24 protein-coding genes are annotated in these 24,284 nt (G+C 53.0%); 5 read left to right on the top strand and 19 right to left on the bottom strand.

The genetic code is table 11. The annotated features are described in order from the left end of the window. Positions 1-115: 115 nt before the first annotated feature. The 11 genes from ygaH to CWS43_RS22390 form a co-directional block, all read right to left on the bottom strand. Entirely contained in the window at positions 116-454 is a 339-nt protein-coding gene (gene ygaH / locus CWS43_RS22440) for an L-valine transporter subunit YgaH (RefSeq protein ID WP_101079341.1), read from the bottom strand. After that, positions 444-1,205 carry an AzlC family ABC transporter permease gene (locus CWS43_RS22435; protein WP_101079340.1) on the bottom strand — a complete coding sequence of 254 codons (762 nt, stop codon included), beginning with the start codon at positions 1,203-1,205 and terminating at the stop codon, positions 444-446. The genes ygaH and CWS43_RS22435 overlap by 11 nt, the downstream gene beginning before the upstream one ends. Positions 1,206-1,379: 174 nt before the next feature. Continuing rightward, positions 1,380-2,564, bottom strand: coding sequence for an MFS transporter (locus tag CWS43_RS22430; protein ID WP_101079339.1), 1,185 nt, complete (start codon positions 2,562-2,564; stop codon positions 1,380-1,382). Positions 2,565-2,732: 168 nt separating this feature from the next. Beyond that, complete coding sequence (locus CWS43_RS22425) at positions 2,733-3,164, bottom strand: type II toxin-antitoxin system HicB family antitoxin (RefSeq protein ID WP_101079338.1); 432 nt, start codon at positions 3,162-3,164, stop codon at positions 2,733-2,735. A gap of 21 nt (positions 3,165-3,185) precedes the next feature. Continuing rightward, complete coding sequence (locus CWS43_RS22420) at positions 3,186-3,368, bottom strand: type II toxin-antitoxin system HicA family toxin (protein ID WP_101079337.1); 183 nt, start codon at positions 3,366-3,368, stop codon at positions 3,186-3,188. A gap of 115 nt (positions 3,369-3,483) precedes the next feature. Next, positions 3,484-4,479, bottom strand: a complete 996-nt coding sequence (gene proX, locus CWS43_RS22415) for a glycine betaine/L-proline ABC transporter substrate-binding protein ProX (protein WP_101079358.1) — start codon at positions 4,477-4,479, stop codon at positions 3,484-3,486. Between the two features lie 24 nt (positions 4,480-4,503). Continuing rightward, the gene (gene proX / locus CWS43_RS22410) at positions 4,504-5,508 is read right to left on the bottom strand and encodes a glycine betaine/L-proline ABC transporter substrate-binding protein ProX (RefSeq protein ID WP_101079336.1); all 1,005 of its coding nucleotides are present in this window, start codon (positions 5,506-5,508) and stop codon (positions 4,504-4,506) included. Between the two features lie 229 nt (positions 5,509-5,737). Further along, a complete protein-coding gene (gene proW, locus CWS43_RS22405) occupies positions 5,738-6,934 on the bottom strand; it encodes a glycine betaine/L-proline ABC transporter permease ProW (protein ID WP_101079335.1) in 1,197 nt (398 codons plus the stop codon). Beyond that, positions 6,931-8,127: a glycine betaine/L-proline ABC transporter ATP-binding protein ProV gene (gene proV, locus CWS43_RS22400; RefSeq protein WP_101079334.1), complete on the bottom strand. Its 1,197-nt coding sequence runs from the start codon at positions 8,125-8,127 to the stop codon at positions 6,931-6,933. The genes proW and proV overlap by 4 nt, the downstream gene beginning before the upstream one ends. Positions 8,128-8,715: 588 nt before the next feature. Continuing rightward, entirely contained in the window at positions 8,716-9,429 is a 714-nt protein-coding gene (locus CWS43_RS22395) for a response regulator (protein WP_101079333.1), read from the bottom strand. Beyond that, the gene (locus CWS43_RS22390) at positions 9,422-11,074 is read right to left on the bottom strand and encodes a sensor histidine kinase (protein ID WP_101079332.1); all 1,653 of its coding nucleotides are present in this window, start codon (positions 11,072-11,074) and stop codon (positions 9,422-9,424) included. The genes CWS43_RS22395 and CWS43_RS22390 overlap by 8 nt, the downstream gene beginning before the upstream one ends. A 308-nt stretch (positions 11,075-11,382) precedes the next feature. Between CWS43_RS22390 and CWS43_RS22385 the strand changes: the two genes are divergently transcribed. Then, positions 11,383-12,738 carry a 2-hydroxycarboxylate transporter family protein gene (locus tag CWS43_RS22385; RefSeq protein ID WP_101079331.1) on the top strand — a complete coding sequence of 452 codons (1,356 nt, stop codon included), beginning with the start codon at positions 11,383-11,385 and terminating at the stop codon, positions 12,736-12,738. A 190-nt stretch (positions 12,739-12,928) separates the two neighbouring features. Then, entirely contained in the window at positions 12,929-13,489 is a 561-nt protein-coding gene (locus CWS43_RS22380; protein WP_101079330.1) for an NlpC/P60 family protein, read from the top strand. Positions 13,490-13,538: 49 nt separating this feature from the next. Here the strand turns inward: CWS43_RS22380 and mgrA are convergent, their stop codons facing one another. The 6 genes from mgrA to CWS43_RS22350 form a co-directional block, all read right to left on the bottom strand. Next, a complete protein-coding gene (mgrA, locus tag CWS43_RS22375) occupies positions 13,539-14,579 on the bottom strand; it encodes an L-glyceraldehyde 3-phosphate reductase (protein ID WP_101079329.1) in 1,041 nt (346 codons plus the stop codon). A 199-nt stretch (positions 14,580-14,778) separates the two neighbouring features. After that, positions 14,779-15,762: a class 1b ribonucleoside-diphosphate reductase subunit beta gene (gene nrdF / locus CWS43_RS22370; RefSeq protein WP_101079328.1), complete on the bottom strand. Its 984-nt coding sequence runs from the start codon at positions 15,760-15,762 to the stop codon at positions 14,779-14,781. 20 nt (positions 15,763-15,782) lie between these two features. After that, positions 15,783-17,945 carry a class 1b ribonucleoside-diphosphate reductase subunit alpha gene (gene nrdE, locus CWS43_RS22365; protein WP_101079327.1) on the bottom strand — a complete coding sequence of 721 codons (2,163 nt, stop codon included), beginning with the start codon at positions 17,943-17,945 and terminating at the stop codon, positions 15,783-15,785. Then, positions 17,927-18,331, bottom strand: a complete 405-nt coding sequence (gene nrdI, locus CWS43_RS22360) for a class Ib ribonucleoside-diphosphate reductase assembly flavoprotein NrdI (RefSeq protein ID WP_101079326.1) — start codon at positions 18,329-18,331, stop codon at positions 17,927-17,929. The genes nrdE and nrdI overlap by 19 nt, the downstream gene beginning before the upstream one ends. A gap of 10 nt (positions 18,332-18,341) precedes the next feature. Beyond that, a complete protein-coding gene (gene nrdH / locus CWS43_RS22355) occupies positions 18,342-18,581 on the bottom strand; it encodes a glutaredoxin-like protein NrdH (RefSeq protein WP_101079325.1) in 240 nt (79 codons plus the stop codon). Between the two features lie 290 nt (positions 18,582-18,871). Next, complete coding sequence (locus CWS43_RS22350; protein ID WP_101079324.1) at positions 18,872-19,303, bottom strand: carboxymuconolactone decarboxylase family protein; 432 nt, start codon at positions 19,301-19,303, stop codon at positions 18,872-18,874. A gap of 119 nt (positions 19,304-19,422) precedes the next feature. On the opposite strand from CWS43_RS22350, the gene CWS43_RS22345 reads away from it, so the two are divergent. After that, positions 19,423-20,898: a PLP-dependent aminotransferase family protein gene (locus tag CWS43_RS22345; RefSeq protein ID WP_198555900.1), complete on the top strand. Its 1,476-nt coding sequence runs from the start codon at positions 19,423-19,425 to the stop codon at positions 20,896-20,898. 117 nt (positions 20,899-21,015) lie between these two features. Here the strand turns inward: CWS43_RS22345 and CWS43_RS22340 are convergent, their stop codons facing one another. After that, positions 21,016-21,321: a YqjD family protein gene (locus CWS43_RS22340; protein ID WP_101079322.1), complete on the bottom strand. Its 306-nt coding sequence runs from the start codon at positions 21,319-21,321 to the stop codon at positions 21,016-21,018. Between the two features lie 275 nt (positions 21,322-21,596). Here CWS43_RS22340 and CWS43_RS22335 point away from each other — a divergent pair, with 275 nt between their 5' ends. Together CWS43_RS22335 and CWS43_RS22330 are read left to right on the top strand one after the other, a co-directional pair. Continuing rightward, on the top strand, positions 21,597-22,793 hold the full coding sequence (locus tag CWS43_RS22335; RefSeq protein WP_101079321.1) for an MFS transporter: 1,197 nt from the start codon (positions 21,597-21,599) through the stop codon (positions 22,791-22,793). A gap of 126 nt (positions 22,794-22,919) precedes the next feature. Further along, positions 22,920-23,255: a DUF2002 family protein gene (locus tag CWS43_RS22330; RefSeq protein ID WP_101079320.1), complete on the top strand. Its 336-nt coding sequence runs from the start codon at positions 22,920-22,922 to the stop codon at positions 23,253-23,255. Between the two features lie 63 nt (positions 23,256-23,318). Here CWS43_RS22330 and CWS43_RS22325 read toward each other — a convergent pair whose 3' ends face one another. Further along, positions 23,319-24,206, bottom strand: coding sequence for a GyrI-like domain-containing protein (locus CWS43_RS22325; protein WP_101079319.1), 888 nt, complete (start codon positions 24,204-24,206; stop codon positions 23,319-23,321). Positions 24,207-24,284: the final 78 nt, after the last annotated feature.

Here is a 24,284-nt window from a genome sequence, read left to right as displayed (position 1 = left end):
ATGAATCACCAATTCTTTAGCAATTAGTGTGTTTCATAACTCCAGTGAATTATTCGATGTTTAAAGTATTCGGCAAAGTTTGCCCTGTTGTTGCCCTACGGTAAAAAAACAGTCCTCACCCGCTCAGCAGCATCACCTTGAACACCAGGCCGTAAACCACAGCACCGGTCAGGGTGGCGATAATGATGCTTTTGGTTCGCCAGAAAATCAGCGCAAGCAGGACGAAACCGGCCAGTGAAGGCAGCAGTTTTTGCTGATCGCGCAGAATTTCCGGGGTGCTGGAAACCACCAGTAACGCACAGATAGATGCGATACCAATACTGTCGAGCACGCGGGATAACGGGCCACTTTTCAGCCCCGATTTCTGCCGTGCGCCCAGGCGCAATGGCAAATATCGAAAGAGGTAATTGACGGTGCCGACGATCAGACAAACCAGGATGACGTTAGTGCTCATCTGGGGTGACCTCCGTCGCAGAGAGAGGGGCTGAACGTTGCACAAGGGCGGCAAGGCACCCTGCGCCAAGGCCGCAGCCGATAGCCGCAGGAATAGACCAGAACAATAACCCGGCCAGTGCGCCGGCGAGTGAGGCGACGAACACCATACTCTGGTGGCGTTTAAACGCGGCAAGCAGGAAACTCAGGAACAGGGCGGGCAACATAAATCCGAGAGCGGCTTCAACGGCGGGATAATTCTCCAGCGGACCATTGCCAAATAGTGCGCCGACGGCCGTACCGAAAACCCACGAGAGCCAGGAGGACAGTGCGATGCCGCACATCCAGTTTTCGCTCCAGCTACGGTTATCGCGGATAAGCCTGGTGGTCGCGGCGGCGAAGACTTCATCCGTCAGACCAAACGCCCAGAGTGCGGTTTTTTTGCCGCTGAGTTTTCCCGCAATACGGTTACGCAGCGAAGGGCCGTACAGAACATGGCGAACGTCCATGGCCATTACGGTGAGGGCGGAAACCCAGAGGGACATCCCGGCGCTGAGCAGCGCGGTGATCACAAACTGACTGGCGCCAGCGTAGATAAGTATTGAGAACAGCAGACTTTCAGCGGGCGTGAAACCGAGTTTGACGGCGCTGAGGCCGAACGCAAAAGCGATAGGAAGATAACCAATCACGATAGGAAGGCTATCGGTAATACCTTGTGCGAAAGTGGAAACGCGGACGGGGTCAGGCGCTTCGAGATCAGGGTTGCTGTGCATGGATGTTTAAAACATTTTAAAACCGGATGAGAGCCGGCGAATAATTCATGGTGCAAACATTACCAGACTGGAAGTATTGTTAACACCCTTTGGTTCAAATAAATTTCCAATATGATTATTCGCAAGCTAATCAGGATGGGTGATGATTCCATCCTGGTGTAGTTCCATATGTTATCAGGCCAGCTTGTATTTATGCCCCTGCAACCAAACCAGTAAATTCAGTACGCACATGATGGTGCCTGCCACTGAGACCCCATACCAACCCGCCATTTCATAGGCCGAAGCCGACACCAATGACCCTACCGCACCGCCAATAAAGTACGTCGTCATGTACCCTGCGGTCAGGCGATTACGTGCTTCCGGCATCGATTTATAGATCACACTTTGGTTAGTGATATGCACACCCTGAACCGAAAGGTCCAAAATGATGATGCCGATAACCAGCGAGACAACGGAATGTTGTCCCCAGGCAATCGCTGCCCAGGAAAGCAAGAGCAGAACCAGTCCTGCCGTTGTGGTCAGGTGCGCTTTACCTTTATCTGCCAGGTTCCCCGCGCGCGTTGCGGCCAGTGCGCCTGCCGCGCCGACCAGACCAAACAGACCAATCACCCCTTCGGAATAGTGATATGCCGGGCCTGCCAGCAGAAAAGCCATCGACGTCCACAAAATGCTGAAGTTGGCAAAACAGAACATGCCGATCAGCGCGCGGGTGCGTAAAACGGGTGTGTGGATAAACAGCGTGAAAATGGATTTGAGTAGTTGCGGATAGTTCAGATCCGTATGCTGCTGATGTTTAGGCAGTTTGCGCCACAGCACCAGCGCCATAATAATCATCAGCGCACTGGCGACCCAGTACACCGTACGCCAGCCGCCGATTGTCGCCAGCGCACCGGCAACCGTCCGGGCAAGCAGAATACCCAATAGCAGGCCGGACATAATCAGTCCGACCACTTTGCCGCGCCGTTCCGGTTCAGCCAGCGTCGCCGCCAGCGGCACCAGAATCTGCGCCACCACCGAGAATAGCCCGGTCAGCGCCGTCCCCACCAGCATGATAGTCAGCGTCGGTGCCATCGCGGTGATCAGCAATCCCGCGGCAGAGAGAAGTGTCATCAGCACAATCAGGCTGCGGCGCTCAAACATATCGCCCAGCGGAACGATAAACATCAGCCCGCAGGCATAACCCAGCTGAGCGACGGTGACGATAAAACCGGCCTGATTAACGGAAAGGTGAAAAGCGCGAGCAATGGTTTCCAGCAGCGGTTGCGGATAATAGTTACTGGCGACGGCAAGCCCCGTGGCGACGGCCATCAGAATGATTAGCGCCGGGCTGAGCGGGGAATGTGTTGTAGTTTTTTTCATAATGAGAATCAGTGGATCTTATTGAAGGGTAGGGAAATGCGAAAAAACGATTATCGTTTTGGTTGAAATATTAAACCAATGAATAGTTTTAATGGCAACTATCGGGTTTTGTAATAGCCATAAAAACAGGATGATATGCAGCAGGAGGAAGTTCCTGCTGCAAGGTATTCAGGCCAGCAATTCTTTCCGTGCCGCCATCGCCAGAAAATGGCTGCGATCGCGATAAGAAGGATGTTCTTTCACTTTGTTATCAATACGTTTGATCAACGTATCGGGCAGAGAAATATTAATACGATGCGCCTTTCCTTCAAATTCTGAGAGATCGATATCAATCAGAAACCAGGTATCAAAGTCGGCATACTCAGGGTTGGCGGAATAAACCAGATGCCCGGCATCACAGATATCATCCACTACGTATCTTTCGCTTTCGAGCAGATCCTCTACCGTCATCAGGATTGCCTCACGCACCATTGGCGCAATTTCTTCACGCGTATCCGCCGCGGAAAAGCATCCATAGTCAAATGCAGTGAATGCGGGCACCACCATGCCATAAGCTGTTTTGTCATCTTTAGGCGTTTCAAGACCGACTGAAAAGAACATGTTCAACCTCCCGTTGCAGGATTATATCCCTGCCATTTTCGTAATGGATGTGAGAGTTCCCATAGGTAAATCATTCTTAGGGTGTGGAACAGGAAAGGTTTTGTTGGTGATGGGCGACCACCAAATCTGATGACTTCCTCCCCGGTGACGCTTAAGTTCACAACCCGCCGCAAGCAGCTCTTTAATCAGTTCCGTCGATTTCATGGGCTCTCCTTGATGATGTGCAATTATACACACCAATACACACGTCAGCAATTGAGCAGAAAAAAGCGGGCGGAGATTTCTCCCCGCCCGCTGGTCTTACTGAGTTGATTTTTGCTTATTTCGCGGCCGCAGCGGCTTCTTTCACCCAGCCATCGAACTCTTCCTGGTGAGCTTTAATCCAGCCGTCGGTCTGTGCATCGATATCAGCATCCGAGTTTTTACCAGCGTGCATCGCAGCATTCTGCGCATTGATGTCTTTTAACGGCAATTTCATGATGGCAAACAGCTTCGCGGCGGCCGGGTTTTTCTCAGCCCAGGCTTTGTTCGCCACGATGTGCATGGTGCTTACCGCAAATCCGTAGTTTTTACCGTTAGGCAGTTTGGTATCGGCATTTTTATCACCCGGTACGACGGAGAACGGCACCTGCATCCACAACACATCTTTGCCCGGAACCAGCACATTGCTGACCCAGTACGGCGTCCAGGTGTAATAGAAAATCGGTTTGCCCTCTTTGTATCGCGTAATGGTGTCGGCGATCATCGCGGAATAGTTACCCTGATTATGCGTCACGGTTTTTTCCAGGCCGTACGCTTTGAGCTGCTCATTGATCGCCGCTTCACAGCCCCAGCCCGGCGTACAACCGGTCAGATCGGCTTTGCCGTCACCGTTGGTATCAAACAGCTTGGCGAGTTTCGGATCTTTTAGCTGTTCGATGTTGGTGATGTGATATTGCTCGGCGGTTTTCTTATCGATAAGCCAGCCCTGCGCAGCACCGGTCACATAAGTCCCTTCACGATAGAAAACTTTATCGCCACCGGCGGCTTTGTACATTTCATCATGCAGCGGCGACCAGTTCACGGCGGTAAACGTGGCATCTCCGGCGGCAATTGTGGTGTAGCCGACGTTGTAATCCACTTCACGGGTTGGCTGAACGTCGTAGCCCAGTTTCTCCAGCGCTTTGTTAACCAGTTCCGTCTGGAAAGTTTCTTCGCTGATGGTGCTTTGAATCGGTGTCACGCTGACGCCTTTACCCGGAAGATCGGCGGCGAACGTTGTGGCTGTGGCAAATGTGGTGAGGGCGGCAACCGCCCAGATTCCTGTCTTTTTCATAAATTCCTCTGAGATTTTCATCGGTTATTTCGTGGCGGCTGCGGCGGCCGCTTCTTTGATCCAGCCATCAAACGTGGCCTGGTGTGCTTTGATCCAGCCGTCAACGTGCTGCTGAATATCGTCAGAAGAGGATTCCCCTTCGTGCATCTTCAGGTTTTGCGCATTCACATCCGCCAGCGGCAGTTTCATGATGGCGAACAGTTTCGCGGCGGCCGGGTTTTTCTCAGCCCAGGCTTTGTTCGCCACAATGTGTTCGTTGTTGACCGGGAAACCGTAGTTTTTCCCGTTAGGCAGTGTGGTATCCATGTCTTTCAGCGAGCCCGGATTGGCCGAGAACGGCACGGTCAGCCAGACCACGTCTTTGCCAGGTTTCATCTCGTTGCTCACCCAGTAAGGCGTCCAGGTGAAATACAGCACCGGTTTGCCGGATTTATAGCGGGTCAGCGTATCGGCAATAATCGCCGAATAGTTGCCTTCGTTCTGTGTGACGGTGTCGCTCAGGCCGTAGGCTTTAATCTGCGTATTGATGACGGAGCCGCACACCCAGCCCGGATTACAGCCGGCCATATCAGCTTTGCCGTCACCGTCGGCGTCAAACAGTTTGGCTATTTTCGGGTCTTTCAGCTGCGACAAATCGTGAATGTGGTATTTGTCGGCGGTTTTTTTGTCGATCAGATAACCCTGCGCTGCGCCGCTGATATAGGTGCCCTGACGGTAGAATTTCTGGTCGCCACCGGCGGCGTTGTACATATCTTTTTGCAGCGGTTCCCAGTTCACCGCCATGTACGTCGAATCGCCGCTGGCGATGGCGGTATAAGCGACGTTGTAATCCACTTCACCGGTTTGCTGAACGTCATACCCCAGTTTTTGCAAGGCGCGGTTAACCAGTTCGGTCTGGAACGTTTCTTCCGCAATGGTGCTTTGCAGAGGTTTCACGACCACGCCTTTGCCCGGTAAATCAGCGGCGAAAGCGGCGGGTGTGGCGATCGATAATACGAGGACGAGTGTTTTTAGTTGTGTTGTGCGCATGGTGAACCCTTATTCTTTTCCCCGTCATCCTTTGAGCTGCTTCTGCGTTGGCTACCTTCATTCATCCCAGTCACTTACCTGCGTAAGCTCCCGGGCTTTATTCAGTTGCCGCCTTGACCCAGCCCAAATGATTTTGGGGATTATTTTGAAATACGTAAGAGTGGACTGCGTTGTTTTAGCTTTTGAGAGTTCCCGGCAGCGAACCGCCGGGAAAAGTGCAGTGTGTGAATCAGGCTTTTTTAACGAAAGGCTTCATCACCAGACCAACCGGTCCGCGGGTGAACCAGCGGTGGCCGCCTTTGCTGCGGCTGTCGCGGCCCATCGACTGCGTCAGGCGGTCGAGGATGATGGCGAGAATAACGATACCCGCACCACCGACCGACGCGAGGCCCATATCCAGACGGCCAATCCCGCGCAGAACCATCTGACCCAGACCCCCGACGGCGATCATCGAGGCGATAACCACCATCGACAGCGCCAGCATCAGCGTCTGGTTAATACCGGCCATGATGGTCGGCATCGCCAGCGGCAGCTGAACTTTAAACAGCATCTGGCCCGGGCTGGATCCGAAGGATTTCGCGGCTTCGATCAGATCTTCCGGTACCTGGTTGATCCCCAGAATCGTCAGACGTACGACCGGTGGCAGGGCGAAGATAATGGTGACTACAACGCCCGGCACGTTACCGATACCAAACAGCATCACGATCGGCACCAGATACACGAACGCCGGTGTGGTCTGCATGGCATCGAGCAGAGGCCGGATAATTTTTGCCGCCCGCTGACTGCGCGCCAGCCATATCCCCATCGGCAAACCGATCAGAATACAGAAGAACAGCGAGGTCAGAACCAGCGCCAGCGTCACCATGGCCTGTGACCATGCGCCGATTGCGCCGATCAGAACCAGAGAAACCAGCGTGGCGGCACCCATGCCTAAACCCGCCATCTGCCAGGCGAGCAGGGCGAAGATCAGAATCGCAATAGGCGCTGGTAATGATTCCAGCCCGCTTTGAAAACCGCTCAGCACGAAATCGACCGGCACGCGGATCCCCTGGAATACCGGACGGAAGTTGCCAACCAGCCAGTCGATCCCGTTGGTTACCCAGTGGTCGAGCGGGATCAGCGTGCTGTGAAACGGATCCAGAATATTGAAATGCTGATGCTGTTCCGGTGCGACGCTCAGCCAGTCGTTGGCCTGTGCGGCGGCGTGGTGCGTGGTGTCCGGTGCGCTGGTCGCGGCATCGCTGCCGCCGCCCCACGGATCGCCACCGGCATCGGCGGGCGCGGAACTGGCTGCTGCGTCAGGCTGCGGCGCAACGCCACCGCTGGCGTTATCGGCACTCCACGGATCAACGGAAGCATCCAGCGGCTGAGCCTGAGCCGCCTGCGCGTGCTGAAAAACTGCATTGTTTATGGTTGAGTTGCTCATTCGTTACCCCCTTCTTTATCCAGAGCCTGAAGCAGCATGGCTTTGGAAATAATGCCGATATAGTTATTGTCCTCATTGATCACCGGTACAGCGCAAGGCGCGGCGGCAACATGAGAAATCAGTTCGCTGAGCGGCATATCTGCCTGCACCGGTGCCGGGGATTCCAGCAGGGCGCTTTCCAGCGGCTGATTGGCTTTCAGCGCGGTTTTCAGGGATTCAATCGACACGACGCCGATGAATTTCTGTCCGCGTTCCAGCACATAACCATATTCGCGGTCTTCGTCTTCGAGCAGCTTGAGCGCAGCACGCGGACCAAAACCGGGGGTTTTACGAATGAGCGCGCCACGACGGCGGGCAATGTCTTTGGCGCTGAAGACCTGACTGATATCGACACCACGGAAGAAGGTGCGGACATAGTCATTGGCCGGATTATTGAGGATATCTTCCGGCGTACCGACCTGAACCACTTCGCCGCCCTGCATAATCGCAATGCGGTCGCCGATGCGCATGGCTTCGTCGAGGTCATGGGAAATAAACACGATGGTGCGCTGATGCTGCGCTTGCAGCTTCACCAGCTCATCCTGCATTTCGGTACGGATTAACGGATCGAGCGCCGAGAAGGCCTCATCCATCAGCAGAATATCAGGGTTATTGGCCATCGCACGGGCTAAGCCGACGCGCTGACGCATCCCCCCGGACAATTCATCCGGATAAGAATTGGCATAGTTTTCCAGCCCGACCTGGCGCAGCGCGTCCAGCGCTTTGGCATTTCGCTCTTCCACCGGCACACCGGCCAGCTCCATACCAAACGCCGTATTATTCAACACGGTGAGATGCGGCATCAGCGCAAAGGACTGAAACACCATACTGATTTTACTGCGACGCACCTGGCGTAATTTTGCTTCTGAGATTTTGGCGATGTCTTCGCCGTCAATCAGCACTTCGCCACGGGTGGGCTCTATCAGACGATTGAGAAGGCGTACCATGGTGGATTTACCGGAACCGGATAACCCCATGATGACAAAAATCTCGCCTTCTTCAATGGCCAGACTGGCATCTTTAACGCCAAGTGACAGACCGGTTTTCTCAAAAATTTCTTCTTTACCCTTGCCTGCGTCAATCATCTTGAAAGCGCGATCCGGGTTCTCGCCAAACACCTTATAAAGATTTTTTACTTCGATTTTAATTGCCATGCAATGTGCATTCCTTGGATATAAATAGCCGTATCGGCTTGATGTCTAATTTTTCTGTTGGACCGTATAAGTCTTACCTGTTGCGAAATAGTGAACGGGTTATACCCTAACACATCGAAATTCTGAGACAAGTCTCAATGTTTCTCGTGAATATTCGTGGTTGTGTTTCTGATGACGTATTTTTATGTATTGTGTGTGTCTAATTTTAGTCAGCCCGGATTGACATTTAATGACAAATTACAGGTCTGTGTGATTATTCTGGCTTGTCTAATTATCTGATGTGAATTATTTGCATGAAATATAATTAACTTATTGATTTTAAGTGAATTAATAACTTTTTATTTTGTGGGGTTTTAGGGTGTTTAAATTGAGGGGTTTGGGCCTGACTAATGCAAATATAACAACGCGATTTTCAACGTGTAAATAGTGATTTCAGCCTGCGCTGAAACTCCCGTATTTACCGGTTGTCTGAAAGGTGAATATTTGTGGAAATAATTTCACTGTGCGGGGTGAAATGCGGGAATTTGACCAGCGGAGCCGCTGGCCGTGAGGGGGAAATTCAGAGGGGCAGAACGCCATAATTTGGGTTCAGGAGGAGATTTTTTCCTCAGTCACTATTTTCCGGTACAGGCGCCTCGGATGGCCGATATTTCCGTACTGCATCTCGACGCCGATAAAGCCCATTTCTACACAATATTCCAGATACCGGCGGCCGGTGGTTTTGCTGATCCCAACGGCTTCGACGACCTGTTCGACTGACCAGCTGATATCGGGGTTTGTGGTAAAAACACGCTGAACCAGCTCAAGCGTATTCGGCTCAATGCCTTTGGCCGAAGGGGCTGAGGGGGTATCGCTGGCGGGCAGATTGAATAACTTATCCAGCGCCCGCTGATCGACCACTTTGACATTGCGCAGTGTCTGAACCAACTGCATAAAACGTTCCAGCGAACTACGCAGGCGATGGAATGACACCGGTTTAATGATGTAGTCAAACGCGCCACTGCGCATGGCCTGGCTACAGGTCTGCATATCGCTGGCCGCCGTGATGAAAATCACCGAACAGTCGAAACTTTTCAGAAGCGGGCTGTCGATCAGATCGACACCCTGACCATCGGGCAAATAGTTATCCAGTAAGATCAGGCGCGGCTGGTGCAGGCGCAGCAGTGAACGCGTTTGTTCCAGCGTGGCGGCGATCCCGACAACGCGCAGGTTGAAATTTTGCTCGATAAAATCACGATGCAGACCGGCCAGATGCGGCTCATCTTCTACAATCACGACATCAAGCGCGCTGCTGTTATTCATAGTTCTTTCCTGTTGAAGCATCTGCCGGGTACGGGATAAAGACTGAAAATATCGTACCTTGTGGCATGTTGTCTGAGATTTCGATGCTGCCGCCTGCCTGACGGACGTAGCCGGCGACCAGATAAAGCCCGATGCCGTGTTCCGCGCCGGTCATCTCATCGCCACGGGAAGGCTTGGAGGTGACGCCTTGCTCAAACAGATGTGGCTTGAGTGCATCATCCACGCCACTGCCCTGATCGGCCACTTCAATCAGCAACTCCAGGTTTCTGTCTGAAATATACAGCTCCACCGGCAACACCGAAGTCTCTGCTTTCAGCGTGGCGTCTACGGCGTTATCCAGCAAATTGCCGACAACGGACATCAGCTCAGTTTCGCTGATGGCGGGGGGAATACGTGTTAACTGGCATGCCGGGTCGAAACTCAGTTCTACGCCTTTTTCCCGCGCGCTGACGTATTTCCCCAGCAGGAGGCCGCAAAGGGCAGGTGACGTGAAGCGTGATGAAACAAAATCCAGCACCGCCTGTGCGCCTTCCGATTGCGCCTGAATGTAATGCATCGCATCATCGTAACGCTGCATTTGCAGCAAACCGGCCAGCGTTGCGGTCCAGTTGAGTTGTTCATGGCGCATGATGCGCAGATTATCAGCGTAGCGTTTCACCTGGCTCAGCTGACTGCTCAGTGTATTAATGTCGTTTTTATCGCGGAAGCTAAACACCCAGCCGCTTTCCTTACCCGGTTCCAGCTCTATCGGCACACGATTGACGATCACCTGGCGTTGATTTAGCACGGTTATCTGGTCATGGCGGCTATGATTGTCGGTTACACCACTCTGTGTAAAGAACGCAGGTGGAGTCTGGAGCACTTCTTCCAGCGGCTTACCCAGTAACTGATCTTCAGGCTGACGGATATCCAGCAACTCCCGCGCCGCGCGGTTAATCGAAATCAGCTGTCTTTCAGCGTTAATCGCAAATACACCTTCATACATGGCTTCCAGCAGGGCTTTTTGCTGGCGGACCAGCAACGCAATATCTTTGGGCTCCAGCCAGAACATCTGTTTTTTAACGTTGCGGGTAAACATCCATGAAAAAACAAACAGCAGTAATAAAAGAAGAAGGCCGTATAAACCGGCCTGTGCGAGGCGGTGGCCGTTAATATTATCGATGTAAGACGTAAGATAGCCGACCGAGACGATGCCAATAACCTGATTATTCGTATCCAGGATCGGCGCTTTGCTGCGCAATGAAACGCCGATCCCGCCCTGGCGGATAGAAATAATGGTTTTTCCGGCCAGAACCTCTGCGTTATCACCCCCAATCATGGGCAGATCGACCCGGTCAGGTGATTCAGAATGATAAAGGTGCAACTCACGGGTATCGCCAATAACGATATAGCTGGCATCACTTTTATCGCGTAATGGCTGGATTAGCTGTGCAATCCCCGCAACATCCCGTGCGGCTACTTTCTCCGCCAGCCCTGGCATCAGTGCGATTTCGCTGGCCTGGACGCGCGCACGCTGGCCGAGATCGTGATGTAACTGACGGTCGATGATATGAAATAAAATCGCTCCCAACAGCGTCAGCAACAGGCAGGAAAATACCACCAGAGATAAAAAAAGTTTTACCTGAAAAGGTAATCTGCGTTTCATACAGTCAACCACAAGATACACATTGAATAAGCCTACCACGGGGAAATTCACCCGGTAATCAGGCAAAGGCAGACTTGTGAACGGGGGATAGAAATAAACGATAATTCACATACTGACTCCAGGGGCAATAAGCGGTTTTACTACTAATCTGATAATCCTTATAAATCAAATAGCATTAACTCCATAAACACCATAACAACCTTAATCCCTGCGGTTTTAATTTGAACAACCTCACATCCGGCTGACCTGCAGTTTTCTTATGCTCAGGGCATCAATAAGAAAAGCCGTTATAAGAAAGAGGCAATGTCATGAGCACAACCGACGATTCCTACATCCCTGTCAAAGAAACAAAAACCTCCGGCATGTCAGCCAGACAAAAATGGTGGCACATTCTGGATAACTACAAGATAGGCATTATCCCGCTGCCGTTTTTCCTGCTGGCGGGCGTGCTGATCCTGCTCGATTGCCTGAATGGCAAACTGCCCAGCGACATTGTGGTGATGGTCGCGACGCTGGCGTTCTTCGGTTTTGCCTGCGGTGAATTCGGCAAGCGTCTGCCGGTGGTCGGCAAACTTGGCGCAGCGGCAATTTGCGCCACTTTCATTCCGTCCGCGATGGTACATTACGGCCTGCTGCCGGACGTCGTGGTCGATTCCACGGTCAAATTCTATAAATCCACCAACATTCTCTATCTCTACATCTGCTGCATTATTGTCGGCAGCATTATGAGCATGAACCGTCAGGTACTGATTCAGGGCTTTATGCGGATCTTCGTGCCGATGCTGTGCGGGGAAATCGTCGGGATGATCGCCGGTATGGCGATGGGTACCGCGTTAGGTTTACCGCCGATGCAAACCTTCTTCTTCCTGATCCTGCCGATCATGGCCGGTGGCGTTGGGGAAGGCGCGATCCCGCTGTCGATGGGTTACGCGACGATCCTGCATATGGAGCAGGGCGTGGCGCTCGGGCGGATCCTGCCGATAGTTATGCTGGGTGGTCTGACGGCAATTGTGCTGGCGGGCGTACTGAATCAGCTGGGAAAACGTTATCCGCATCTGACCGGCGAAGGTTCGCTGATGCCAACCAAAGAAGGCAATATTGGCAGCGGAACCGATGAGTTTCAGGGCAACCCAGGTGTGAATGCGCTGGCCTGCGGCGCGCTGCTGGCGATCCTGCTGTATATGGTCGGGATGCTCGGGCAAAAATGGATTGGCCTGCCTGCGCCGGTCGGGATGTTGTTTGCCGCGGTGCTGGTGAAACTGGCGAACGGGGTTTCGCCGACCATCCAGCATGGTTCGATGACGGTGTATAAATTTTTCCGCACGGCCGTCACCTATCCGGTGCTGTTTGCCGTTGGTGTGGCGATTACGCCGTGGCAGGAGCTGATCAACGCATTTACCGTACAAAACCTGCTGGTGATCGTCACCACCGTGCTGGCGCTGGTCGGCACCGGTTTTTACGTCGGGAAAAAAATTGGTATGCATCCGATTGATGTCGCGATTGTTTCCTGTTGCCAGAGCGGGCAGGGCGGCACCGGCGACGTGGCAATTCTGACCTCCGGCAACCGCATGACGCTGATGCCTTTCGCACAAATCGCCACCCGCATCGGCGGTGCGATCAACGTTTCCGTCGGGCTTTTCGTGCTGGCGAAGTTCTTCTCCTGAGTTCCTTCTGCCCCCTTTTCCGGTAAAGGGGGCAAACAGCCAAAAATTAGAAAGTCTTTTTTTGGACTCAATTCGCAGTGGTTATTTTTTGCTCATCGGTTATTATTTGCGCACTCAACGACGAGTCACCCGCCCCGTACGCTGGTCTACAGGTAAGGATGAAATCTATTTCTGAAAAAAGAACGTTCGCATGTTTCGTATTAAAACCCCGGTTTATTTTTTATTACTGATAATCTCTTCTTTCTTTAGCATTAATTCCTTTGCCTTCGAATTGCCAAAGGAATTCATGTCTCTCGGGAAAAAGAATTATTCCCATAAAGAAATTTTTAAATTACATAACGAAGCGTCTTTATCCGGTGATACTGGCAATCCTGACGAAATTAAAACGGCATTATTATCTCAGTATTCCCACTGGAAAGGCACTCAGTATCATCTGGGCGGCACGACACACAAAGGCGTGGACTGCTCAGCGCTGATGCAGCATCTGTTCAATGATTCCCTGCATCATCCGTTGCCACGCACGACGTTTGAGCAAATTAAAAATGGCAAAAAGGTGAATAAAGATAACCTTCAGCCCGGCGATTTAGTCTTTTTCAAAACGACAGAGGCCGACCGCCATGTGGGTGTTTATATTGGCGATAATCAGTTTATTCATGCTTCTAAAATTGAAGGAGTGACAATATCGTCACTGGATAATCAGTATTGGGTCAATCATTATGAAACAGCGCGACGCCTGGAATTAATGAGTTAACACTTATTTATTAAAAGGCGGATTAAACTCTCCGCCCTTTAATAATTGATTATTTATCTGACGATGCCTGCCACAAATTTAACTGACCGTCTGAGACGTGCTGATCAATCGCCGCCAGCTCTTCGGCGGTGAAGCGCAGGTTTTCCAGTGCTTTGACGTTTTCCTCCAGCTGTTCAGGGCGGCTGGCGCCAATCAGCACGGACGTCACGCGATCGTCTTTCAGCAACCAGCTCAGTGCCATCTGCGCCATGCTCTGGCCGCGATTCTGCGCCATTTCATTGAGCAAACGCAGGCTGCGTAGGTTTTCATCGGTGAGCATTTTTTCATTCAGCCCGCGCACTTTATTGCCTTCCACCTGCATCCGCGAACCGTCGGGGATCCCGTTCAGATACTTACCGGTCAGCAGCCCCTGCGCCAGCGGCGTGAACGCGATGCAGCCCGCGCCGTTTTGTTTCAGCGTATCCAGCAGGCCGCTTTTATCCACCCAGCGGTTCAGCAGATTGTAAGATGGCTGGTGGATCAGCAGCGGCACTTTCAGCTCGCGCAGCAGTTCCGCCATTTTCTGCGTACGTTCCGGCGAATACGACGAAATCCCGACATACAGTGCCTTACCACTTTGCACGGCGTAAGCCAGCGCGGCGGCAGTTTCTTCCATCGGCGTTTCTTCATCGACGCGGTGTGAATAGAAAATATCGACGTAATCCAGCCCCATGCGTTGCAGGCTTTGATCCAGGCTTGCCAGCAGATATTTGCGCGAGCCGCCGGAGCCGTAGGGGCCGGGCCACATGTCGTAACCGGCTTTGGTGGAGATAATCAGCTCATCGCGGTAAGACGAAAAATCCTGACGCAGCAACTTCCCAAAATTCTCTTCAGCGGAACCCGGAGGCGGGCCGTAGTTGTTCGCCAGATCAAAATGCGTAATGCCCAAATCAAAGGCTTTTCGCAGCAGGGCGCGCTGGGATTCCAGCGGGCTGACATGGCCGAAGCTGTGCCACAAACCGAGAGAAAGTGCAGGGAGTTTTAAACCACTCTGACCGCAGCGGCGGAATTGCATGGTTTCATAGCGTGAAGGTGAGGCAGCGTAAAGCATGATGTTTCCTTCTTTGTTTCCTCGTCATATTTCAAGTTGCAGATGCGTTGGCTGCGCTCACTCACCCCGGTCACATAGTTCACTATGCTCCCGGGATGAGCAAACTTGCCGCCTTCCTGCCACTCGAACTATTTAGAGGAAGTAGGGTTATTTTTGAAACACTGTTTCTATTGTAACCCTTGAAGAAATTACAGCAACATCAGAAATCCCAGTCCTCGTCTTCGGTGTTGACCGCTTTGCCGATCACGTAGGAAGAGCCGGATCCAGAGAAGAAGTCGTGGTTTTCGTCGGCGTTTGGCGATAATGCCGAGAGGATCGCCGGATTGACGTCTGCCATGCTGGCCGGGAACAGCGCTTCGTAGCCGAGATTCATCAGCGCTTTGTTGGCGTTGTAGTGCAGGAATTTCTTCACGTCTTCGCTCCAGCCTACGCCGTCGTACAATTCTTCGGTATAGCGGATCTCGTTGTCGTACAAATCCTGAATCAGATCAAACGCCTGCTCTTTGATCTGCCGCTGACGTTCTTCACTTTCCAGCGCCAGTGCTTTCTGGAATTTATAGCCGATGTAGTACCCGTGAACCGCTTCGTCACGGATGATCAGGCGGATCAGATCCGCGGTATTGGTCAGTTTGGCGCGGCTTGACCAGTACATTGGCAGATAAAAACCGGAATAGAACAGGAACGATTCGAGGAACACGCTGGCGACTTTCTTCATCAGCGGATCTTCGCCGTCGTAATACGACAAAATGATCGCGGCTTTATTTTGCAGTGCGACGTTTTCCTCGCTCCAGCGATAGGCTTCATCCACGTCCACGGTGGCGCACAGCGTCGAGAAAATCGAGCTGTAAGAACGCGCATGCACCGCTTCCATAAAGCAGATATTTGAGTAAACCGCTTCTTCGTGCGGCGTCACGGCGTCTTTCATCAGCGTCGGTGCGCCGATCACGTTTTGTACGGTATCAAGCAGCGTCAGGCCGGTAAATACGCGGATCGTCAGCTGTTTCTCTTTCGTACTCAGCGTCGCCCAGGACGGAATATCGTTGGATAACGGCACTTTTTCCGGCAGCCAGAAGTTGGACGTCAGACGGTTCCAGACTTCCAGATCTTTATCGTCCTGGATCTTGTTCCAGTTGATCGCTTTACTGACCGGCTGCGGCACTAACAATTGTTTTACTGCGCTCATCTTTAAGTCCTTTCAATCGGTTACAGCGTGCAGGAAACGCAGCCCTGAACTTCGGTGCCTTCCAGCGCCATCTGGCGCAGGCGGATGTAATAAATGGTTTTGATGCCTTTACGCCAGGCGTAGATCTGCGCTTTGTTGATGTCGCGCGTGGTGGCGGTATCGCGGAAGAACAGCGTCAGCGACAGCCCCTGATCGACGTGCTGCGTGGCTTCGGCGTAGGTATCAATAATTTTTTCCGGGCCGATTTCGTACGCATCCTGGTAGTAATCCAGATTATCGTTGGTCATAAACGCCGCCGGATAATACACACGGCCAATCTTGCCCTCCTTGCGGATCTCCACGCGGGACACGATCGGGTGAATACTCGACGTCGAATTATTGATGTAAGAAATCGAACCGGTCGGCGGCACCGCCTGTAAGTTCTGGTTATATAAGCCGTGCTGCATCACCGAGGCTTTCAGCTGCGCCCAGTCTGCAAGCGTCGGAATGTGAATGCCGCTGTCTGCAAACAGTTCACGAACGCGCGCAGTTTTCGGCTGCCATTTCGTGGCCACCGTGTCATCGACGTATTTATCAAAATAGGCGCCGCTGGCGTAGGTCGAATCGGCAAAGCCTTTGAAAGATTGCTGGCGTTCGATGGCAATCTGGTTCGAGGCGCGGATCGCATGGAAAGCGACGGTGCAGAAATAGATATTAGTGAAATCCAGCCCTTCTTCCGAGCCGTAATAAATCCGCTCGCGGCACAGATAACCGTGCAGGTTCATCTGCCCGAGGCCGATGGCGTGGGAATCCTGATTTCCCTGATCGATAGACGGTACCGAGCGGATATTGCTCATATCCGATACCGCCGTCAGTGCGCGAACCGCCATTTCCACCGTATTCCCGAAGTCCGGCGAATCCATCGCCGAGGCGATATTCAGTGAGCCGAGGTTACAGGAAATGTCTTTGCCAATATCCTGATAAGACAGGTCTTCGCCGTACACCGTCGGCGAATTCACCTGCAAAATCTCCGAACACAGGTTGCTCATATTGATGCGACCTTTGATCGGATTGGCGCGGTTTACCGTGTCCTCAAACATCATGTACGGATAGCCGGATTCAAACTGAATTTCCGCCAGCACCTGGAAGAATTCGCGCGCGTTGATTTTGCTTTTGTGAATGCGTTTGTCATTCACCATCTCGCGGTATTTCTCGGTGATGCTGATTTCGGACATCGGCACGCCGTAAACTTTCTCGACGTGATACGGCGAGAACAGGTACATATCTTCGTTGTTTTTCGCCAGCTCGAACGTGATATCCGGAATGACCACGCCAAGAGACAGCGTTTTGATACGGATTTTTTCGTCGGCGTTTTCACGTTTGGTATCGAGGAACCGCAGAATGTCCGGGTGATGCGCGTTCAGATAAACCGCGCCTGCGCCCTGACGCGCGCCGAGCTGATTGGCATAAGAGAACGCATCTTCCAGCATTTTCATGATGGGGATCACGCCGGAAGACTGATTTTCGATGCGCTTAATAGGCGCACCGACTTCGCGGATATTGGTCAGCATAAACGCCACGCCGCCACCGCGTTTTGACAATTGCAGCGCCGAGTTCACCGAACGGCCAATAGATTCCATGTTGTCTTCGATGCGCAACAGGAAACACGACACCAGTTCGCCGCGCTGTTTCTTGCCGCAGTTCAGGAAAGTTGGCGTGGCAGGCTGGAAGCGGCCAGAAATAATTTCATCGACAAACTGCCCGGCGAGCTGAATATCCCCGCGCGCCAGCGTCATCGCCACCATACACACGCGGTCTTCGTAACGCTCGAGATAGCGCTTGCCGTCGAAAGTTTTCAGCGTGTAGCTGGTGTAATACTTGAATGCGCCCAGAAAGGTCTGGAAGCGGAATTTATGGGCGTAAGCCCGTTTGAACAGACGCTTGATATCTTCGAATTCGTAAAGGTTCAGCACGTCGGCTTCGTAATAGCCTTCTTCCACCAGATAACGCAGTTTCTCCGCCAGATTGTGGAAGAAAACCGTGTTCTGATTGACGTGCTGCAGGAAGTAATGGCGCGCGGCCAGGCGGTCTTTATCAAACTGGATCTTGCCGTTAGCGTCGAACAGATTCAGCATCGCGTTAAGCGCGTGATAGTCCGGGCTGCGGGTGCCGGGGTCGGTGATTGCTAGTTCTGTCGCTGCCAAAATTCTGTTACTCCCTGTTTAACCTTTGCAACGTCTTCCGGCGTTCCCAGCAACTCAAAACGGTACAGGTAAGGGACCTGACACTTCTGGGAAATAATGTCGCCGGCAATGCAATACGCTGCGCCGAAGTTGGTGTTGCCAGCGGCGATAACACCGCGGATCAACGAACGGTTATGTTCGTCATTGAGGAATCGGATCACCTGCGTGGGCACCGCGCCTTTTGCCGAACCGCCGCCGTAGCTCGGTACCAGCAAAATATAGGGTTCATCGACACGCAGTTTTGCGCCTGCTCCGCCAACCGGAATGCGAATTGCCGGCAAATCCAGCTTGCCGACAAAACGGTGAGTGTTTTCCGAAGAACTGGAGAAATACACTAACGGATGCATCCGTCAGGCCTCAGAAGGCGGTTTGCAGCTGACGCAGGGCGGAGATTTTGTCCGGACGGAAACCAGACCAGTGGTCGTCACCGGCCACAATCACCGGAACCTGCTGATAACCCATCGCACGAACCTGCCCGAGCGCCTGCTCATCCTGAGTCAAATCGACCACTTCATAAGCGATGCCTTGTTTATCTAATGCACGGTACGTCGCGTTGCACTGGACACAGTCTGGTTTACTGTAAATAATAATGCTCATGATTCGTATTTCCATCTAGTAAGAAATCAGAGACAATTTTTGCCTCACCCGCTGTGCCACTGCTTCAGCTAGGAAGAGGCGCGAGATTCGGTGCCATCGTGGCGTCCCGATGCATCAAATACTAGATGTGGTGATAATAATTTTCAACCACACAATATGTAGATTTTCTAAAAATGCTTATTTCAAAAACGACAAAGCCCGCAGGAAGCGGGCTGGCGGGGAGAAACTTTTTTGGTTCAGTCTTTTGCGCAACAGGTTGTTTAAAAAACGCCCTGTGCAAAGTGTGAAACTTACTGGCGCATACCGACAGCCAGACGGTTAAACGCATTCATCAGGCCAATAGCAAAAGTCAGTTCTGAAATTTCCACATCGCTGAAATGTGCTTTCAGCGGTTCAAACACGCTGTCCGGTGCGCCGGTGGCAGCAACCAGCGTCAGCGATTCTGACCAGGCCAGCGCGGCACGTTCGCGTTCAGAATACGCATGGCTCACCTGCCATCCCGCCAGCTGATCCAGTTTGGTCTGATTCACGTCCATTTTACGCAGCGCTTTGGAATGCATATCCAGGCAATATGCGCAGCCGTTGATTTGTGAAACGCGCAGGAACGCCAGCTCGATAATCACGTTATCCAGCGGGCCGTTTTCCAGCGCGCCGAGCGCGGCTTTCATTGGCTCCATGACGGAAGAAGACAGGGAGTAGTAAGGCAAACGAAGCGTATTCATGGTGATTTCCTGTGGTCAAAAAGGGGGATAAATGGATGCGTGGTGCATCTCAATGACGGCTACTTTACGCGGCATATGGTCTATACTACAGGGCCATAAAAACTCTCTTTAAGCAGGTCATGATGAGCCGCTTCAGCCTCGTTTTTTCCCTCGATCCGCAACACAAAGAACCGCTTTACCGCCAGATTTATCAGCGCGTGAAACGGGCGATCATGGAAGGGCAACTGAAGCGGGGCAGCCGCGTGCCTTCCGTGCGCGCGCTGGCCAGTGAGCTGGGCGTTGCGCGTGCGACCGTCGAAAACGCCTACGGTCTGCTGACGGCGGAGGGGTTTCTGCAAAGCCGCGGGCAGGCGGGAACGGTGGTCAGCGCGCCGGAAAGTTTATCCGCGCCTGCGCCGTCGCCCGCTGCGAAATCCGCTCCGCGCAAACCGGTTAACCCGATGTTGCCTTCCGTCTCGTCGTTACCTTTCCAGCTTGGCCTGCCCGCGCTCGATGCTTTTCCGCGTGCAATCTGGTCGCGCATTGTGGCGCGTCAGGGCCGCCATACCGCGATGAACGATCTGGGCCATCCGCCTCTGACCGGCATTGACGCGCTGCGTGCGTCGGTGGCGCGATACCTTCAGCTTTCCCGTGGCTTTGCCTGCCGTCCCGAGCAAATTTTTATCTGCGGCGGTTATGCGCCGGTGCTGGATCTGATTATAGGCAGCCTGCTGCAACCGGGTGACGGCGTGTGGCTGGAGGATCCCGGCTATCCGGTCACGCAGGCATTTTTCCGCGCAGCCGGTGCCACGCCGGTTGCGGTGAATGTCGATGACGAGGGCATGAACGTTCCGCAGGCCGTGGCGCACAATCCGCACGCCCGTTTTGCCGTGGTGACGCCTGCCCATCAAAGCCCGCTCGGCGTGACGATGAGCCTCTCGCGGCGCATGGCGCTGCTGGACTGGGCTGCAAAACAACAGGCGTGGATAATTGAGGATGATTACGACAGCGAGTTCCGCTATCACGGTCAGCCGTTACCGTCGCTGAAAAGCCTCGATACGCAGGGGCGCGTGATTTATGCAGGGACATTCAGCAAAGTCATGTTTCCGGCGCTGCGCTGCGGCTATGTCGTGGTACCGGAAAGCCTGGTGGAAAAAATTGAAGCTTATTGCCCGCTGCGGATCTGCGGCACACCACCGCTGATTCAGGCCAGCATCACCGAGTTTATCGATCAGGGGCATTTTTACCGGCATCTGAAACGGATGCGCCAGCTTTACGCCGAACGGCGTGGCTATCTGGAACAGGCGCTGACGGCGGCGTTTTCGCCGGATGTTTTACAGGTTAACCAGCAGGCAGGCGGGATCCAGCTTTGCACCACGCTTGGCCACCAACTCGACGATGCGCTGATTGCCAAAAATGCGCGGGAACAGGGGCTGGCGGTACAGGCGCTTTCTGACTGGCAGGTGAAGCGCCGCGAACGTGAAGATACGCTGCGGCCTAACGGTTTGCTGATGGGTTTTACCAATATCAGCTCGCAGGAAATGGCGGGAAAGCTGGTGGAGCGGCTGGCGCGGATTGTTTCGGCTTCAGCCGGAATACCGGGTTCCACAAAATAGAAAACGGAGCCCGAAGGCTCCGTTATCTTTTTAGCAATCGCGCGGCGATGAGGGCGCCACGCGGGTGTTTCAGATAATCCCGACACAGGAATGAAACACCACAAATTGCCTCTTGCGTTATCGACGTCCCAGCAGGACACCGATAACAATACCGATCGCGGCACCCGCACCCACGCCATACCATGGGTTATCTTTAACGTAGTCATTCGCCGTCGCGGCGGCGTCACGGGCATGCTGCGTCAGGGTTTCACCGTTGAAACGTGAACGGGCATCGCGTAACACACCTTCAGCTTTGCTGCGGAGTTTATCCAGTTCGTCCTTGGATTTATTTCCGGCAGACTGAAGCACTTCATCCAGCGTGTCAGCCAGTAAGGTTACGTCCTGATCAATCGTTTTTTCTGCTTTCTCTGTTTTCTTAAACATTCCGTCTCTCCTTGCATGAACTGTAGAATTAAGCATAGACCATAATGTTGTACCAGATGGTTCTTTCGGGGAAAAAGGCTGTGTCTGTGGGGCTTTTCAGACCATGATGCTGTTGTAACAAGTCAGCTTCGGCGGGGGCTGGCGTGACACAGTTCAGATTTCTCTGCAAAACAAAATACGCGTTACAGGCAATAACATTTTTAGGCCGTTTTGGCCGTAAAACCCGTTTATACTGTTGATTCCATTCTTAGTGATCTCATTTTTCGGATCCGCACATGTCTTTAAGCACGCTTCGCTCTAACGCACTGCTCAATAAACGCATTCTGTCGTTCATGCTGTTTACCTTCGTTGTTTATCTGACTATCGGTTTGCCGCTCGCAGTATTGCCGGGGTTTGTGCATAACACGCTGGGATATAACTCCGTACTGGCCGGCCTGGTGATCAGCGTTCAGTACTTTTCTACCCTGATTAGTCGTCCGCACGCCGGGCGCTATGCCGACCTTCTGGGGCCGAAAAGGGTGGTGATATTTGGCCTGATTTGCTGCGGCATAAGCGGCGTTTTCTACGGTGCGGCGTACTTCCTGACCGACTGGCCGCTGGCGAGCCTGTTGTTACTGTGTCTGGCGCGCGTTTTCCTCGGCGTGGGCGAAAGCTTTGGCAGCACCGGGACCACGCTGTGGGGGATTGGCGCGGTGGGCGCGAAACACACCGCGCGCGTGATTTCATGGAACGGCGTGGCGACCTACGGTGCGATGGCGGTGGGCGCACCGCTCGGCGTCATGCTCAATCATGCGTTTGGCCTGATGGGCGTGGCTGTTCTGATTGTCGTTTCCGCCGCGATTGCCGCCGTTCTTGCCTGCCTGAAAGCAGCGATTTCCGTCACTGCCGGTAAACGCATTGCCTTTAGAGCGGTGGTCGGCCGTATCTGGCTTTACGGCCTCGGGCTCGGTTTTGGTACCATCGGGTTCGGCGTTATCGCGACCTTTATCACGCTGTATTACGCGGACAAAGGCTGGGGCGGGGCGGCGTTTACCCTCACATTATTCAGCCTCGGGTTTGTGGGTGCACGGCTCATCTTCGGTAATATGATCAACCGCTTTGGTGGTCTGCGGGTCTCGCTGGTGTCTTTTGTCTTTGAAATCGCGGGATTGCTGATGATCTGGCTGGGGCACGATCCGCTGTCTGTCCAGGTGGGTGCGTTCCTTACCGGTTCGGGTTTCTCACTGATTTTCCCGGCGCTGGGGGTCGAGGCGGTGAAACAGGTTCCGCCGCAGAATCAGGGCACGGCGCTGGGGTTGTACTCCGCGTTTCTGGATCTTGGATTGGGGATCACCGGGCCGGTTGCCGGTCTGATTATTTCCCACCTCGGCACGCCTTCTATTTATCTGGCGGCGGCCTTTATGGTGGTGGTAGCCTGGCTGCTGACACTCAAAATATGGATGCAAACCGGCACGCAAAAGGCTGCTCAATAGCCTTTTCCGGAGCAGAGTATTTGGGTTTAGATAAATCCTAAATACGCCAAAACTCAGGATTTAGGCATTGTCTGGCAGAGTTATTGCGGTAAGGTCGCCTTGCGGTTAAAGAAGCGAGGAGCAACCATGTATTTACGGCCAGATGAAGTGGCACGCGTTTTAGAAACATCCGGATTTGAACGCGATTATATTGATGATAAAGCGTACGGTTATCGCCGTGGCGAACACTACGTATATGTAAACCGGGAAGCGCGGTTTGGCCGGACTGCTCTGGTGATACACCCTGCGCTGAAAGAGCGCAGCGAACGTTTTGCCGAACCGACTGCATCGTTTCGCAGCAGCGGTGTTTATAAGAATTTCCCGCTGGATGTATCGAGCGACAGCGAAACGTATTACGGCATCTGCCACGGTTTTAGCTCGCGCCAGATCCTGGCCAGTTATCTGGACAACGTGTTCAGATAATCCGGAACCCACAGCGCTGCCGTTCAGCATCAGCAGTGGCAGCGCTGCTCAATATGCCTTCTCTTATTTCAAGGGCAGCAAAATATCGGTTTGCTGCACATGTTCCGGCAATTCCTGATCAAGATGCAGATAGCGGAAATAGACCGGGAAATCCCGTAATTCCTCGCCGCTTTGCGGCAACCACTCACGGTAAAGGTAATACACGCTGTCGCTGATCCGGTCATACGCCCCGACGTGCCGGACCACGGCGCAACGCCCGCCCGGCAGGCTTTTCGCCACCACGCCTTGTGGATTTTCAGGCACACGCCCGCCTGATTCAGGGTTTAACTCCCCGCAAACGTCGAAGCGAAAATCTTCACCCGGCGTTACCAGCGGATCGTTGTAGGGAATACCGTATGTCCCGCGCACGGTGTAATCCGACAGTCCCGACGCTTTTCGCCATTCGATAAATCTTGCGACAGTATTGTTAACCGTCATCGGATCACCGCGATGCTCCAGCACCGCAATGTTCACTGGTGCAACCTCAATAATTTTCACATCCATATTTTCCATCCTCTGCTGACTTTCCCTGCCGGGAAATTGAAAATGCACATGCCAGTCAACCCAGACCGGAGCTCTGCGAAACTCGCTGGGGGTCAGGCCAAAAGTGTTCCTGAAGGCGCGGGAAAACGACTCCGGGTTTTCAAATCCGGCATCAAACGCAATCTCAATGATCTTCTCCTGCGGGTTTTGCACCAGCCGGAATGAGGCTCTTTTCAGCCGCATCAGCGTGATATAACGGCTTACGCTCACGCCGCAAAACTGGCTGAACTGGCGGTGAAAGTGAAACTGCGAAAAGCAGGCCACTTCACTTAACTGTTCCACCGTCATCGGGCTGTCCAGATGCGCCTCGATATAAGCAAACACCTGCTGAAAACGCCGCTGATAAAGATGAGCTTTGTCGTTATTCATTTCCTCTCCTTCAAGGCCCTTACTGTGCCCGGGACGTCGCAGGCTTTCCTGACTGAGATTGCTTTTTTATCGTAAAGG

Source organism: Rahnella sp. AA, from assembly GCF_002834385.1.
GTDB lineage: Bacteria > Pseudomonadota > Gammaproteobacteria > Enterobacterales > Enterobacteriaceae > Rahnella.
This window is presented reverse-complemented; position numbering and strand designations above follow the sequence as displayed.

Bases quoted from the DNA above. Each gene is read 5' to 3' on its own strand.
- CWS43_RS22335 (WP_101079321.1), top strand. From the start codon at position 21,597: ATGTCTTTAAGCACGCTTCGCTCTAACGCACTGCTCAATAAACGCATT.
- ygaH (WP_101079341.1), bottom strand. From the start codon at position 454: ATGAGCACTAACGTCATCCTGGTTTGTCTGATCGTCGGCACCGTCAAT.
- proW (WP_101079335.1), bottom strand. From the start codon at position 6,934: ATGAGCAACTCAACCATAAACAATGCAGTTTTTCAGCACGCGCAGGCG.
- CWS43_RS22380 (WP_101079330.1), top strand. From the start codon at position 12,929: ATGTTTCGTATTAAAACCCCGGTTTATTTTTTATTACTGATAATCTCT.
- CWS43_RS22330 (WP_101079320.1), top strand. From the start codon at position 22,920: ATGTATTTACGGCCAGATGAAGTGGCACGCGTTTTAGAAACATCCGGA.
- CWS43_RS22425 (WP_101079338.1), bottom strand. From the start codon at position 3,164: ATGTTCTTTTCAGTCGGTCTTGAAACGCCTAAAGATGACAAAACAGCT.
- CWS43_RS22395 (WP_101079333.1), bottom strand. From the start codon at position 9,429: ATGAATAACAGCAGCGCGCTTGATGTCGTGATTGTAGAAGATGAGCCG.
- CWS43_RS22350 (WP_101079324.1), bottom strand. From the start codon at position 19,303: ATGAATACGCTTCGTTTGCCTTACTACTCCCTGTCTTCTTCCGTCATG.
- CWS43_RS22325 (WP_101079319.1), bottom strand. From the start codon at position 24,206: ATGAATAACGACAAAGCTCATCTTTATCAGCGGCGTTTTCAGCAGGTG.
- nrdF (WP_101079328.1), bottom strand. From the start codon at position 15,762: ATGAGCGCAGTAAAACAATTGTTAGTGCCGCAGCCGGTCAGTAAAGCG.
- CWS43_RS22435 (WP_101079340.1), bottom strand. From the start codon at position 1,205: ATGCACAGCAACCCTGATCTCGAAGCGCCTGACCCCGTCCGCGTTTCC.
- mgrA (WP_101079329.1), bottom strand. From the start codon at position 14,579: ATGCTTTACGCTGCCTCACCTTCACGCTATGAAACCATGCAATTCCGC.
- CWS43_RS22390 (WP_101079332.1), bottom strand. From the start codon at position 11,074: ATGAAACGCAGATTACCTTTTCAGGTAAAACTTTTTTTATCTCTGGTG.
- proV (WP_101079334.1), bottom strand. From the start codon at position 8,127: ATGGCAATTAAAATCGAAGTAAAAAATCTTTATAAGGTGTTTGGCGAG.
- proX (WP_101079336.1), bottom strand. From the start codon at position 5,508: ATGCGCACAACACAACTAAAAACACTCGTCCTCGTATTATCGATCGCC.
- CWS43_RS22385 (WP_101079331.1), top strand. From the start codon at position 11,383: ATGAGCACAACCGACGATTCCTACATCCCTGTCAAAGAAACAAAAACC.
- CWS43_RS22345 (WP_198555900.1), top strand. From the start codon at position 19,423: ATGATGAGCCGCTTCAGCCTCGTTTTTTCCCTCGATCCGCAACACAAA.
- CWS43_RS22420 (WP_101079337.1), bottom strand. From the start codon at position 3,368: ATGAAATCGACGGAACTGATTAAAGAGCTGCTTGCGGCGGGTTGTGAA.
- nrdH (WP_101079325.1), bottom strand. From the start codon at position 18,581: ATGAGCATTATTATTTACAGTAAACCAGACTGTGTCCAGTGCAACGCG.
- CWS43_RS22340 (WP_101079322.1), bottom strand. From the start codon at position 21,321: ATGTTTAAGAAAACAGAGAAAGCAGAAAAAACGATTGATCAGGACGTA.
- CWS43_RS22430 (WP_101079339.1), bottom strand. From the start codon at position 2,564: ATGAAAAAAACTACAACACATTCCCCGCTCAGCCCGGCGCTAATCATT.
- proX (WP_101079358.1), bottom strand. From the start codon at position 4,479: ATGAAAAAGACAGGAATCTGGGCGGTTGCCGCCCTCACCACATTTGCC.
- nrdI (WP_101079326.1), bottom strand. From the start codon at position 18,331: ATGCATCCGTTAGTGTATTTCTCCAGTTCTTCGGAAAACACTCACCGT.